This window comes from Limimaricola litoreus, assembly GCF_024159025.1.
Taxonomy (GTDB): Bacteria; Pseudomonadota; Alphaproteobacteria; order Rhodobacterales; family Rhodobacteraceae; genus Limimaricola; species Limimaricola litoreus.
In genome coordinates this window covers 26121-39586 of sequence record NZ_JAMYXC010000160.1, presented here as the reverse complement: position 1 = coordinate 39586, position 13466 = coordinate 26121, and the positions used below count along the sequence as shown (strand labels likewise).

General features: G+C 68.0%; 13 protein-coding genes. 4 read left to right on the top strand and 9 right to left on the bottom strand.

Annotation, left to right across the window (positions count from 1 at the left end):
• The first annotated feature begins 172 nt into the window (after positions 1–172).
• Genes yidC through NHG85_RS10800 form a run of 4 tightly spaced genes read left to right on the top strand, consistent with a single transcriptional unit; the run spans position 173 to position 4079 of the window.
• Positions 173–2014 carry a membrane protein insertase YidC gene (gene yidC, locus NHG85_RS10815; protein ID WP_253332271.1) on the top strand — a complete coding sequence of 614 codons (1842 nt, stop codon included), beginning with the start codon at positions 173–175 and terminating at the stop codon, positions 2012–2014.
• Positions 2015–2019: 5 nt separating this feature from the next.
• Positions 2020–2670 (top strand): ribosome biogenesis GTP-binding protein YihA/YsxC, encoded by a 651-nt coding sequence (gene yihA, locus NHG85_RS10810; RefSeq protein WP_253332269.1) that lies wholly within the window; start codon positions 2020–2022, stop codon positions 2668–2670.
• Between the two features lie 21 nt (positions 2671–2691).
• On the top strand, positions 2692–3588 hold the full coding sequence (argB, locus tag NHG85_RS10805) for an acetylglutamate kinase (RefSeq protein ID WP_253332267.1): 897 nt from the start codon (positions 2692–2694) through the stop codon (positions 3586–3588).
• Entirely contained in the window at positions 3585–4079 is a 495-nt protein-coding gene (locus tag NHG85_RS10800; RefSeq protein ID WP_253332265.1) for a SixA phosphatase family protein, read from the top strand. The genes argB and NHG85_RS10800 overlap by 4 nt, the downstream gene beginning before the upstream one ends.
• Positions 4080–4145: 66 nt before the next feature.
• Here NHG85_RS10800 and NHG85_RS10795 read toward each other — a convergent pair whose 3' ends face one another.
• The 9 genes from NHG85_RS10795 to NHG85_RS10755 form a co-directional block, all read right to left on the bottom strand.
• Positions 4146–4937, bottom strand: coding sequence for an amino acid ABC transporter ATP-binding protein (locus NHG85_RS10795; protein ID WP_305884598.1), 792 nt, complete (start codon positions 4935–4937; stop codon positions 4146–4148).
• Positions 4938–4947: 10 nt separating this feature from the next.
• Positions 4948–6264, bottom strand: a complete 1317-nt coding sequence (locus NHG85_RS10790; protein WP_253332263.1) for an amino acid ABC transporter permease — start codon at positions 6262–6264, stop codon at positions 4948–4950.
• A 1-nt stretch (position 6265) separates the two neighbouring features.
• Positions 6266–7792 (bottom strand): amino acid ABC transporter permease, encoded by a 1527-nt coding sequence (locus tag NHG85_RS10785; protein ID WP_253332261.1) that lies wholly within the window; start codon positions 7790–7792, stop codon positions 6266–6268.
• A 137-nt stretch (positions 7793–7929) separates the two neighbouring features.
• On the bottom strand, positions 7930–8949 hold the full coding sequence (locus tag NHG85_RS10780; RefSeq protein ID WP_253332259.1) for an amino acid ABC transporter substrate-binding protein: 1020 nt from the start codon (positions 8947–8949) through the stop codon (positions 7930–7932).
• Between the two features lie 253 nt (positions 8950–9202).
• Positions 9203–9910 carry an ATP12 family chaperone protein gene (locus tag NHG85_RS10775; protein ID WP_253332257.1) on the bottom strand — a complete coding sequence of 236 codons (708 nt, stop codon included), beginning with the start codon at positions 9908–9910 and terminating at the stop codon, positions 9203–9205.
• Positions 9907–10581, bottom strand: a complete 675-nt coding sequence (locus NHG85_RS10770; protein ID WP_253332255.1) for an HAD-IA family hydrolase — start codon at positions 10579–10581, stop codon at positions 9907–9909. Before NHG85_RS10770 ends, NHG85_RS10775 begins: the two co-directional genes overlap by 4 nt.
• Positions 10578–11636, bottom strand: a complete 1059-nt coding sequence (locus NHG85_RS10765) for an RluA family pseudouridine synthase (protein ID WP_253332253.1) — start codon at positions 11634–11636, stop codon at positions 10578–10580. Before NHG85_RS10765 ends, NHG85_RS10770 begins: the two co-directional genes overlap by 4 nt.
• Positions 11633–11986 (bottom strand): fluoride efflux transporter CrcB, encoded by a 354-nt coding sequence (crcB, locus tag NHG85_RS10760; RefSeq protein ID WP_253332251.1) that lies wholly within the window; start codon positions 11984–11986, stop codon positions 11633–11635. Before crcB ends, NHG85_RS10765 begins: the two co-directional genes overlap by 4 nt.
• 106 nt (positions 11987–12092) lie before the next feature.
• Entirely contained in the window at positions 12093–13442 is a 1350-nt protein-coding gene (locus tag NHG85_RS10755; protein ID WP_253332249.1) for a replication-associated recombination protein A, read from the bottom strand.
• Positions 13443–13466: the final 24 nt, after the last annotated feature.

Here is a 13466-nt window from a genome sequence, read left to right as displayed (position 1 = left end):
AGCCCCGGCAGACTGCCGCCCAGCCGGGCCCCGCCTCGGCCCGCCTGCCGGCTCGTCAACCGCCGCGTCCACTGGCCCGTCACCGCCCCGCAGGGGCGAAAGAGCTTGACCTTCCGACCCTCGCCCTGTTGAACCGCCACTGACCTTTTCCGGCGATCGAGGGCGGCTTTTCATGGATGATCAGAACAAGAACCTGATCCTGGCAACAGTGCTCAGCCTGGTGGTGATCCTCGGCTGGTTCCTGATCTTTCCGCCCGAGGAGCAGGCCCCCTCGCCCGAGATCGACGAAATCTCGACCGCGCCCACCGAGAGCCTCGGCCCCGGCACCGCCGATGATTCCGTCCCCGGCAGCGCGCTGGAGCAGGCCGCCCCCGTGGCGCAGGAAGCCCCGCGCGTTGCCGTCGAAACGCCGAGCCTGACCGGTTCGCTGTCGCTGCGTGGCGGCCGGATCGACGACCTGTCGCTCACCGATTACCACGAGACGCTCGACCCCGAGAGCCCGCTGGTGCGGCTGCTCTCGCCCGTGGGCAGCGACACGCCCTACTACGCCGTCTGGGGCTGGGCCCCGACCGGCGGCACCACCGCCCCCCTGCCCGGCCCGGACACGCTGTGGACGCTGGAGGAGGGCGAGACGCTGACGCCGCAGACCCCGGTGACCCTGTCGTGGGACAATGGCGAAGGGCTGATCTTCCGTCGCACCATCTCGGTCGATGACAAGTTCATGTTCGATGTTGAGCAGACCGTCGAGAACACCACCGAGACCGCCGTCACCCTCGCGCCCTACGGCTTTGTCGCGCGGCATGGCGAGCCCGATACGCAGGGCTTCTTCATCCTGCACGAGGGCGTGGTGCGAATGACCGACGGCACGCTCGAGGAGATCGACTACTCCGACATGCCCGATCTCGAGCCCGACGCCCGCGGCGCGGGCCGGGTCGATGTCTCCGAGGTGACCGAGAACGGCTGGACCGGCTTTACCGACAAGTACTGGATGACCACGCTCATCCCCGAGCCCGCCACGCCGTTCCGCTCGGTGGTGCGTTATTCCGACCGCTCGGAGGTCTACCAGACCGACGCCGTGCTGCCCGCGCTCGAGGTGGCCCCCGGCGCCACCGCCTCCTCGGACACCCGCCTCTTCGCGGGCGCCAAGGAATGGGAAGCGATCAAGGGCTACCAGAACGAGGGCGGCATCCAGGGCTTCGTCGACAGCATCGACTGGGGCTGGTTCTTCTTCCTGACCAAGCCGATCTTCATCCTGCTGCACTTCCTCAACGGGGTGATCGGCAACATGGGCTGGGCCATCGTCGCGCTGACGCTGATCCTCAAGGCGATCGTCTTCCCGCTGGCCTACCGCTCCTATGTCTCCATGGCGAAGATGAAGGAGCTGCAGCCCGAGATGGAAGCGCTCAAGGAGCGCGCGGGCGACGACCGGCAGGAAATGCAAAAGGGCATGATGAAGCTCTACAAGGAGAACAAGGTGAACCCGGCCTCGGGCTGCCTGCCGATCCTGCTTCAGATCCCGATCTTCTTCTCGCTCTACAAGGTGATCTTCGTCACCATCGAGCTGCGCCACGCCGAATGGTTCGGCTGGATCCGCGACCTGTCGGCCCCCGACCCGTCCTCGATCCTCAACCTGTTCGGCCTGCTGCCCTTCGCGGCCCCCGATCCGTCGAGCTTCCTCGCGATCATCTCGCTGGGCGTGCTGCCGATCCTGCTCGGGATCTCGATGTGGCTGCAGCAGAAGCTGAACCCGGCCCCCGCCGACCCGACGCAGAAGATGGTCTTCGCCTGGATGCCCTGGGTCTTCATGTTCATGCTGGGCAACTTCGCCGCGGGCCTCGTGCTCTACTGGATCACCAACAACGTGGTGACCTTCATCCAGCAATACGCGATCATGCGCAGCCATGGCGCCAAGCCGGACGTCTTCGGCAACATCCGCTCGGGCTTCAATCGCAAGAAGGCCGCCGAGGCCAAGGCCGCCAACGCCGCCAATGCGCCCGGAAAGCCGAAGAAGTGAGCGGCATGAAGATGACCTTTCCCGAGGCCGCCCCGCCCGAGCCGCAAGAGGCCGAGGCGGGGCGGCTTCTCTTCGCCGGAGAGGTCGAGTTCCTCAAGGGCGTCGTCGCCATGTCCGGCCTGCCGCCCGCCGACCGGGTCGAGGTCTGTTTCGCAGGCCGCTCCAACGTCGGGAAATCCTCGCTGATCAACGCGCTGACCGGCCGCAAGGCGATCGCGCGGGCCTCGAACACGCCGGGGCGGACGCAGGAGATCAACTTCTTCACCGCCGCCGAGAGCCACTATATCGTCGACCTGCCGGGCTACGGCTTCGCCAACGCCCCGGTCGCCGTGGTCGAGAAATGGCAGCGGCTTCTGAAGCAGTATCTTTCGGGCCGTCCGACGCTGCGCCGCGCCTTCGTGCTGATCGACGCGCGCCACGGCGCCAAGAAGGTCGACGAGGAGATCATGACCCTGCTCGATCGCTCCGCCGTGCCGTTCCAGGTCGTGATGACCAAGATCGACAAGGTGAAGAAGAGCGAGCTGGAGCAGAGCCTCGGCCTGACCCGCGCGGCGCTGAACAAGCACCCCGCCGCCTACCCCGAGCTGGTGCTGACCAGCTCCGAGAAGGGCGACGGGATCGAGACGCTTCGCGCCATCGTCGCGGGGCTGGGCTGACGCACTGAACAGGGGCCTCTGATGAGGACGCAGAAGATGGACCGAGACTGGATCGCCACCGCCAAGACCCTCTCCGAGGCCCTGCCCTACCTGCAGCGCTACTCGGGCGCGATCGTCGTGGTGAAGTTCGGCGGCAACGCCATGGGCGACGCCGATGCCATGGCCGAGTTCGCCCGAGACGTGGTGCTGATGCGCCAGGTCGGCGTGAACCCCGTCGTCGTGCATGGCGGCGGGCCGATGATCAACGAGGTGCTGGCCAAGCTCGGCATCGAATCGAGCTTCGTGCGCGGCAAGCGCGTCACCGACAAGGCCACCGTCGAGGTGGTCGAGATGGTGCTCACCGGTCTCGTCAACAAGCGCATTGTGCAGGCGATCATGGACGAGGGCGGCCGCGCCGTGGGGCTGTCGGGCAAGGATGACGACCTGATGGTCGCGGTGGCCGACGATCCCGAGCTCGGCTTCGTGGGCCGGCCCGTGGAGATGAACGTGCAGGTGCTGCGCGACATGTTCGCCGCCGGGATCATCCCGGTCGTCGCCCCCGTCGCCACCGGCATGGACCCCAACGAGACCTTCAACGTCAACGGCGACACCGCCGCGGGCGCCATCGCCGGAGCATTGGAGGCCGACCGCCTGCTGCTGCTCACCGACGTCTCCGGCGTCAAGGATGCGAGCGGCGAGGTCGTCACCCAGCTCTCCCCCGAGCAGGTGCGCCAGCTGACCGCCGACGGCGTGATCGCGGGCGGCATGATCCCCAAGACCGAGACCGCGCTCGCCGCGCTCGAGGCCGGGGTGCGCGCGGTGGTGATCCTCGACGGGCGGCTGCCCAACGCGGCGCTCTTGGAGCTCTTCACCGAACATGGCGCAGGCTCGATCATCCGCTCGACCGAGAGCAGCATGAAGCCGCGCGGCGCGGCATGAGCCTCACGCTCATCCTGATCCGCCATGCCAAATCCGACTGGGCTGATCCCGGCCAGCCCGACCACGAGCGCCCGCTCGCCCCGCGCGGCCGGCGCGATGCGCCGCGCATGGGCGCATGGCTGGCCCGTGGCGGCCACACCCCCGAGCTGGTGCTGTGCTCGGACGCCGCCCGCACGCGCGAGACGCTCGATCTGATGCGCCCCGAATGGCCCGCCGCGCCCGAGATCCGGCACGCGCCTGCGCTCTACGCCGCCCCGCCGCGCAAGCTGCGCAGCGCATTGGAGGGCATGAGCGCGCGCAGCATCGCGATCGTTGCCCACAACCCGGGCATCGGACAGCTCGCCGCCGATCTCGCGGCCGAGGCCCCGGCGCATCCGCGTTTCGCCGATTACCCGACCTGTGCCGTCACGGTGCTGGAGTTCGACACGGACGACTGGTCGGCCATTGCCCGGGGCCGCGTCGCGGGTTTCGCCATTCCCGCCGACCTCTAAAGCGCGAAAGGGGCCGCTTTCGCGACCCCTCCCCTTCATCTTTCTTCAAATACGCAGACCGGGCGGTCAGTGGCCGAGGATCTGGCTGAGGAACAGCTTGGTCCGGTCGGACTGGGGGCTGTTGAAGAAGGCCTCCGGCTCGTTCTGCTCGACGATCTGGCCCTGGTCCATGAAGATCACCCGGTTGGCGACCTGCCGCGCGAAGCCCATCTCATGGGTCACGCAGAGCATGGTCATTCCCTCCTCGGCCAGCTCGATCATCGTGTCGAGCACCTCCTTGATCATCTCGGGATCGAGCGCCGAGGTCGGCTCGTCGAAGAGCATGATCCGCGGCTTCATGCACAGCGAGCGCGCGATGGCGACGCGCTGCTGCTGCCCGCCCGACAGCTGGCCGGGATACTTGTGCGCCTGATCGGGGATCTTCACCTTTTCGAGGAAATGCATCGCGATCTCCTCGGCCTCGCGCTTGGGTGTCTTGCGGACCCAGATCGGCGCGAGGGTGCAGTTCTCGAGGATGGTCAAATGCGGAAAGAGGTTGAAGTGCTGAAAGCACATCCCGACCTCGGAGCGGATCTTGTCGATGTTCTTGAGGTCCGAGGACAGCTCAGTTCCGTCGACGACGATCCGGCCCGACTGGTGCTCCTCCAGCCGGTTGATGCAGCGGATCAGCGTCGACTTGCCCGAGCCCGAGGGCCCGCAGATCACGATCCGCTCGCCCTGGTAGACGGTGAGATCGATGTCGCGCAGCACGTGGAACGAGCCGTACCACTTGTTCATGTTCGAGATCTCGATCGCGACCTCGTCGGAGACCTGCATGTGGCTGCGGTCGATGGTGCGGGCGGCGGTGGTGTCGGTCATCACACCCTCCTCAGTTGTGGCCGCGCTGGAGCTTTTTCTCCAGGTACAGCGAATAGCGGGACATGCTGAAGCAGCAGATGAAGAACAGCAGGCCGATGAAGACGAAAAGCTCCCAGTAGATGCCGTTCCACTCGGTCGAGGCGCGGATCGCGTTCGACAGGCCGATCGGGTCCAGCAGGCCGATGAACACCACCAGCGTCGTGTCCTTGAACAGGCCGATGAAGGTGTTGACGATGCCGGGGATCGAGATCTTGAGCGCCTGCGGCAGGATGATCAGCCGCATCGACTTCCAGTAGTCGAGCCCGAGCGCGTCGGCGGCCTCGTACTGCCCCTTGGGCAGGGCGGCGAGACCGCCGCGCACCACTTCGGCGATATAGGCCGCGGCAAACAGCGTCACCATGATGATGACCCGCAGCATCAGGTCGAAGTTGGTCCCCGGCGGCAGGAAGTAGTTCAGCAGCAGGGAGGCGGTGAACAGCCAGACGATCAGCGGCACGCCACGGATGATCTCGATGAAGCCCACCGAGATCTTGTTGATGATGAAGAGATCCGACTGCCGGCCCAGCGCCAGCAGGATGCCCAGCGGCAGCGACAGGATGATGCCCGCGATGCCGATGATGAACGACAGCATGAAGCCGCCGAAATCCTGGCTCGGCACGTATTCGATGCTCAGCGGCATCGCCTGATCGAGCTCGCGCGCCAGCGTTCCCGCGCTGTAGAGCCAATAGACGACGGGCAGCGCCACCGCGACGATGGAGGCGATGAGCGTGCCCGCCAACGGCGCCAGCGCCCGCCACGCGGCCCAGCCCAGCGCGAAGCCGAGCGCGACCGAGACGGGAAACCAGACCGAGCCGCCCCAGAGCAGCCAGAACATGACGAAAGGCGACGCTGCCGTGAGCCACAGCGCCTTGCGCGGCATGTGCGAGAACAGCACCGGCGCGATGGCCGCGAGGAAGATCACCAGCGCCAGCACCGGGCGCCAGTAGAGCTCGCGCGGGTAGAAGCCGAACATCAGCTGCTGCCAGCGGTCGCTCAGCACCGCCCAGCAGGCGGCCGAGGTGCCCTCAGGCAGCGTGGCGTCGCGGATCTCGCGGCACTCCGAGAGCGAGCCCGCGTTCCAGATGCCGCGGAAGACCCACGGCATGGTGTGGGCCAAGGCCCACCAGATCACGTAGAGCGAAACCAGGGTAAGCAGGATGTTGAGCCAGCCCGAGAAGAGGTTCTCGCGCACCCAGAGCAGCGCGCCGCGGTTGCCGACCGGAGGCTCGGCCTCCGGCAGCATGGTCTCGCGCACGTAGGAGACGGTCTGCGCATGCGTGTCCGACATCTCAGCGCTCCTTCAGCTTGACGCGGGAATTGTAGAGGTTCATCGCGCTCGAAATGATCAGGCTGGTCACGAGGTAGAACAGCCCCAGAAGCAGCATCCCCTCCAGCTCCTTGCCGGTCTGGTTGATGGTGATGCCTCCCAGCGTCGATCTCACGTCCATGTAACCCACCGCGATCGCCAGCGACGAGTTCTTGGTAAGGTTGAGATATTGCGAGATCATCGGCGGGATGATGACCCGAAGCGCCTGCGGCAGGATCACGAGGCGCATGGTGCGCGAGGGCTTGATGCCCAGCGCGAAGGCCGCCTCGGTCTGGCCCTTGGAAACCGACAGGATGCCACCGCGCACGTTCTCGGCGATGAAGGCGCCGGTGTAGAGCGACAGCGCCAGCCACAGCGCGATCAGCGAATTACGAAGCTGCAGACCGCCCTCGAAGTTGAAGCCGCCGAGCACGGGGCTTTCGAACTGCACCGGGCTGCCGCGCCGGATCGTGTCCGACAGCGCCACGGCGCCCGCGGGCACCGTGGCGGCCTCGGTCGAGGCGGGCAGCGACAGGATGTTGCAGCGCCCCTCCTCGGCGGCGGCGATGGCCTCCTCGGCGCTCGTCACGTCGACCACGTTGAAGCGCAGCCCCTCGGCGCGCAGCGCGCGGCGCAGGTTCAGCGATTCGGTCGAATAGGGCACGGCGCAGGCGTTGATGCCCTGCTGTGCCGCGCCGAAATCGGCAAGGCTCGTGCCCTCGGCCGCGCCGGTGACGTAGATCGGCTGCGTCACCCGGCCCGAGGTCGCCGACAGCGCGAGAAAGGCGACCGCCAGCGGCACGATCAGAAGGCCCAGCGTGCCCCAGCCGATCGGCAGGATGCGGCCCGTGTCTTCCTGGACCTTATGGGCGTAGCGCCGCCAGCCCCAGACCGCGACGAGCGACAGCACCAGCACGATCAGCAGGATCATCGAGCCGTTGCCCCATGCGGGGGCCGGGATGAAGACGCCGCGGTTGGTGATCGCCACGCTGTCGCCCAGGATCATCGAGGCATCGCCGCCCTCGCGGAAATCGCGCGGCTGCGGCGTGGCTTCGGTCATCAGCGCGAAGATCAGCAGGATCCACAGCAGCACGGGGATGTTGCGGAAGCCCTCGACATAAACGGCCATCAGATTGGCCACGAGCCAGTTCTTCGACAGGCGCAGCACGCCCGCCAAGACGCCCACGACGGTGGCGAGGGCGCAGCCCAGCACCGCGATCAGAAGCGTGTTGAGGATGCCCACGAGGGCGGCCCGGCCATGCGAGGAGGAGCTGTCGTAGTCGATCAGCCGCTGGTTGATGTCATAGCCAGCGCGCTGACCCAGAAAGCCGAAATCGAAATCCTTGCCGAGCGCGGAGAGGTTGGCGATCGTGTTCGACACCAGCCAGCTCAGCCCCAGCATCAACGCGATGAAGGCGATCACCTGGATGGTCATGGAGCGGTAGCGGGTGTCGTAGATGAGCTGGCTAGGCCGAAACCCGGCCTTCGGAGCATCCGAGGTCGTTGTCATGAAATGGTCCCCGTTGGTCCCCCGTGCCGGCCTCGCGCCGGTTGCTCCGGCTGCGCCCTGTGCGTGGGGGAAAAGGCGGCGCTGCGCGCCTGATCCTTCGTTGGTGGGGAGGGGCGCGCACGCCCCTCCCGATGTGCTTAGCGGAAGGGCGGCGCGTAGATCAGGCCGCCGTTGGTCCACTGCGCGTTGAGACCGCGCGCCAGACCGATCGGGGTGTTCTCGCCGATGTTCTTCTCGAAGATCTCGCCGTAGTTGCCACCCGCGGCGATCGCGTTCTTGGCCCAGTCGTTCTCGAGACCGATCATCGCGCCGAGCTCGCCCTCGGTGCCGAGCAGACGGTTCACCTCGGGGTTGGTGCCCGGAGCGGCGGCCAACTCGTTGACATTGGCCGAGGTCACGCCGTATTCCTCGGCGGCGATCAGCGCGTTGAGCGTCCAGCGCACGATGTCGCCCCATTCGTTGTCGCCGTGGCGCACGAGCGGGCCGAGCGGCTCCTTGGAGATGATCTCGGGCAGGATCACGTGATCGGCCGGATTCTCGAAGGTGGCGCGGGTCGCGGCGAGGCCCGAAGCATCGGTGGTGTAGGCGTCGCAGGCCCCGGCGAGGTACTGCTGCTGCGCCTCGGCGTTGGTCTCCACGGGCACGGGCTCGTAGCTGATGTTGTTGTTGCGGAAGAAGTCCGCGAGGTTCAGCTCGGTGGTGGTGCCGGTCTGAATGCAGACGGTCGCGCCGTCGAGATCCTTGGCCGAGGAGACGCCCAGTTCGGTCGGCACGATGAAGCCCTGGCCGTCATAGTAGTTGACGCCGGCGAAATCGAACTTGAGGTCGGTGTCGCGCGAGAAGGTCCAGGTGGTGTTGCGCGCGAGCAGGTCGATCTCGCCCGAGGCCAGCGCGGTAAAGCGGGTCTGCCCGGTGGTGGGCACGAAGTTGACGGCCGTGGGATCGCCCAGCACGGCGGCGGCGACGGCACGGCAGACGGAGACGTCGAAGCCCTCCCACACGCCGTTGGCGTCGGGGGCGCCGAAGCCGGCCAGGCCGGTCACCACGCCGCAGTTCAGTTCGCCGCGTTCCTTGACCTCGTCAAGCGTGGCGGCCTGCGCAGCTCCGGCAGCGAGACCGGTGACGGTCAGGGCGCCGAAGAGTACGGATTTCTTCATGAATAACCTCTTCCTGTGTAGCGGCCCCTCTTGACGGGGGCGGCTTTCCTTGTGCCGGGCGCGATCCGGCCCGGCGGGATGCTGGAGCCAATGGGCCCCGACCGGGGCAGTTGGGCAATGATTTGCCGAGAGGTCAAGTCCCACCCCCCCGTCACGCCATGGCGCGGACGCCGGGTAAGGCCGCACGCGCGCATGAAAAACGGGCGGCCCCGAAGGGACCGCCCGCAGGTCTTGCAGCGCGTCGTCGCCGGCCTCAGCCGAGCAGCGACCAGAACCGCGCCGCGTCGTGGAACGCCGCGCGCTTCATCTGCGCGAGCGCCTCGGCCTCCTCGTCCTCGCCCCATTGCTCGATCTGCCATTCCTCGTCGAGCCGCGACAGCCGCCAGGCCTCGGAGGCGCCCAGATGCCCCTCGGTGACGGCATGGGCCAGCACGAGCGAGCCCGAGAGCGCCACGAGATCATGAAACGCCGCAAGCGCGAAGGGGTCCATGTCGCGCAGCGGCGCGGCCAGCCGCTCCAGCGCCGCCGCGTCCTGCGCCACCGGCATGACGCCCGCGACGCTCACCAGCCGCGCGTCGAAGCGCGCCTCGGCCCAGTCGAGCAGCGGGTCCCACTCCGCCGATTGCCGCGCCACCAGCTCGGCCGGCCCCTCGGCGCGGTAGCACAGCATGTCCGAGCCGCCGTAGGCCGCCAGCATCTCCGCCACCTCGTCGCGCTGCACCGAAACCTTGTCGATGGCCGAGTTGGCGGTGCGGGTGGCGGGCATGGCACGCGGGTCGATCTTCTCGCCCTGCGCCTGCCATTCCTCGGCGATGGCGCGCGCCAGCCGCTCGGAGGGCAGCACCAGCGCCGCCTTGGCGGGCGTGCGCACGGGGCGCCCGTCGAGCAGCACCTGCCAGCCGCCCTCCACCGGTTCGACCGTGGCCTGCGTCCAGAACCGCTTGGCCTTCCATTCGCTCATGAAATCGTCTCCGTCAGATCGTCGAGCGCGGGCGCGAGCCCGGCCCAGTCATGGATGATGCGGTCGGCGCCGAGCCCCGCCGCCGGCTGATAACCCCAGGCCACGCCGATCGAGGCCACCCCGGCCGCGCGCGCCATGTCGATGTCGAAGCGGGTGTCGCCGATCATCACCGCGCGATGCGCCGCCACCCCCGTCTCGTCGAGCGCGGCGCGGATCATCGCCGGGTTGGGCTTCGAAGGGTGATCATCAGCGGTCTGGCGGCTGTGAAACAGCCCCTCCAGCCCATGCGCCTCAATCAACCGGTCGAGCCCGCGCCGCGACTTGCCGGTGGCCACGGCGAGCAGCGTGTGTTCCTCCCCCGCCAACCGGTCGAGCGCCGCGCGCGCGCCGGGGTAGAAGGGGCTGCTCCGGGGCCCATGCGCCTGCCGCAGATCGGCATAGGCGGTGCAATAGGTCGCGATCATGCGGGCGCGGGTGTCCTGCCCCTGCTCGCCCGCGAGCCTCAAAAACGTCTCGGGCAGCGATAGGCCGACGCCGGACAGCACCCGCTCGCGCGCAGGCATCTCCAGCCCCTCGGCGGCAAAAGCCGCCCCCATCGCGGCGAGGATGTCCGCCTGGCTGTCGACCAGCGTGCCGTCGACGTCGAAGATCACCAGCCGCAGCTCGGTCATCCGGTGAATTCATCCGGATCGAAGGGATCGAGCGGCGCCTCGCGCGGCTCCCAGCCGAGGAAATCCCAGGTCCGCGCCATGTGATCGGGCAAGGGCGCGACCAGCTGCAGCACCGCCTTGGTGATCGGATGCTCGATCCTGAGCGAGCGCGCGTGCAGGTGCAGCTTGCGGTCGATCTCCGCGCCCAACCCCGCGCCCCAGCCATCGCCGAGGTTCTCCTGACCCGAGCCGCCGTATTTGCCGTCGCCCACCACCGGGTGGCCCATCTCGGCCATATGCGCGCGCAGCTGGTGCGTGCGCCCCGTCACCGGCACCAGCGCCATCCACGACACGCGCTGCCCCAGCGCGCTGATGGTGGCGAATTCGGTGGTGGCGCGCTTGGCGCCCGGCGTCTTGTCGACCTCGGCGGGGTGGATGCACTGCATCTTCTCGCCCTCGCCGCCCTTGCCGTGGCCCATGGCCTTGACGAGGCCATACTTGATGATGCCCGCGCGCGGCTGCGGCGCGCCCGCGACGGCGGCCCAGTAGATCTTGCGCGTCTCGCGATGCTTGAGGTTCTCGGTCAGCCCCTTGGCCGCCATGCGGGTGCGCGCCAGAAGCAGCACGCCGGAGGTGTCCTTGTCGAGCCGGTGCACGAGGCGCGGCTTGTCCTCGAACCCGTCGCGCAGCGCCTCGGCAAGGCCATCGACATGCTTCGACACACCCGAGCCGCCCTGGGTCGGCAGGCCCGCGGGCTTGTTGATGGCGATGATGTGCTCGTCGCGATAGATCACGCAGCCGCGGATCATCTCCGCGTCCTTCCTGGAGATCTGACTGCGGTCGACGGGCCGACTTTCGACTTCATGCGCCTCGGGAATGGGCGGCACGCGCACGCTCTGGCCGACCTCCAGCCGGGTGGCGGGCTTCACGCGCCCGCCCTCGACCCGCAGCTCGCCCTTGCGGCACATCTTCTCGATCCGGGTCTGGACGAGGTGGGGAAAGCGCCGCTTGAGCCAGCGGTCGAGCCGCTGATCGCCCTCGTCGGCGCCTACGGTAATGGTCTGCACGCCGCTCATGAGAGGCTCCTTGCGATCCAGAGGCCCAAAGCACAGGCCGCGATTGAAAGAATGACCGATCCCGCCACATAGGCCAACGCCGCGCCCGCGCGCCCCGCCTCCATGAGCCGCAGCGCATCGAGCGAAAAGGCCGAGAAGGTAGTGAACCCGCCCAGAAGTCCGGTGATCAGCAGCGGCGCGAGATGCGCCGCGCGCGTCTCGAGCAGCACCCACAGCGCGCCGATGGCGAGGCTGCCCGCGAGGTTCACCGCAAGGGTGCCCAGCGGAAAGGCCAGCGCCTGTCCGACAAGAAACCGCAGGCTCGCGCCCGCGGCGCCGCCCGCGGCCACCAATGCAAGGGATGTCATCATCCGCGCGGTGTCGTTGGGCCGCCCCGGCTTGTCAAGCGCCGCCCCTTTCATCTTTCCCCAAATACGCCGGGGGAGGCCGCAGGCCGGGGGCAGCGCCCCTGCCCGGTCAGCGTCCCTCGCCGCGCCTGCGCTTTTCGCGCAGGCCCGAGAAGAACTCGACCCGCTTCCTGAGCTCGCGCTCATGTCCGCGATCGACCGGCGTGTAATAGACCGGCCGCTTCATCGTCTCGGGGAAGTAGTTCTGCCCCGAAAACGCGTCCTCCGCGTCGTGGTCGTAGTCGTAGCCCTTGCCATAGCCCTGCTCCTTCATCAGCCGGGTCGGCGCGTTGAGGATGTGCTTGGGCGGCGGCTCGGAGCCGGTCTTGCGCGCCTCGGCCAGCGCCGCCTTGAAGGCGGCGTAACCGGCGTTGGATTTGGGCGCGAGCGCGAGGTAGATCACCGCCTGCCCCAGCGCGAGATCGCCCTCGGGGCTGCCCAGCCGCTCGTAGGTCTCCCAGGCGTGCAGGCAGATCGTCTGCGCCTGCGGATCGGCCAGCCCGATGTCCTCGACCGCCATGCGGGTGATTCGCCGCGCGAGGTAGCGCGGGTCCTCGCCCCCCACCAGCATCCGCCCCAGCCAGTAGAGCGCGGCGTCGGGATCCGAGCCGCGCACCGATTTGTGCAGCGCCGAGATGAGGTTGTAATGCTCTTCACCCGACTTGTCGTATTTCGCCGCGCGCTTCATCAGCCGCGTGGTCAGCGCCTCGACCCCGAGCCGGGTGTCGGTCTTCCACGCCGCCACCTGCTCGATCAGGTTGAGCAGCGCCCGCCCGTCGCCATCCGCCATTTCCAGCAACGTCTCGCGCGCCGCCCCGTCGAGCGGCAGCGCCCGGCCCAGCTCCTGCTCGGCCCGCTGCGCGAGGCGTTCGAGATCCGACAGGTCGAGCCGGGTCAGCACCAGCACCTGCGCCCGGCTCAGAAGCGCCGCGTTCAGCTCGAAGGAGGGGTTCTCGGTCGTCGCCCCGACGAGCAGGATCGTGCCATCCTCCATATGCGGCAGGAAACCGTCCTGCTGCGCCTTGTTGAAACGGTGGATCTCGTCGACGAACAAGAGCGTCGCCCGCCCCTGCCCGCGCCTGAGCTTCGCCGCCTCGAAGACCTTCTTGAGATCGGCCACGCCGGTGAAGATCGCGCTGACCTGCACGAAGGCGAGATCGCTGGCATCGGCCAGCAGACGCGCGATGGTGGTCTTGCCCACGCCGGGCGGCCCCCAAAGGATCAACGAGGAGAGCGAGCCCGCCTCGAGCATCGCCCCCAGCGGCGCGTCGGGTCCCAGAACCTGCTCCTGTCCGATCACCTCGTTAAGCCGCTGCGGGCGCAGCCGGTCCGCCAGCGGCCGATGCGCGGCCTTCGGCTCGGGCTGTGATGGCGTTTGCACATGGGCAGGCTCGGCAAGATGATCAAAGAGGTCAGCCATGCCCCAAATCTAGTGTATCTGTGG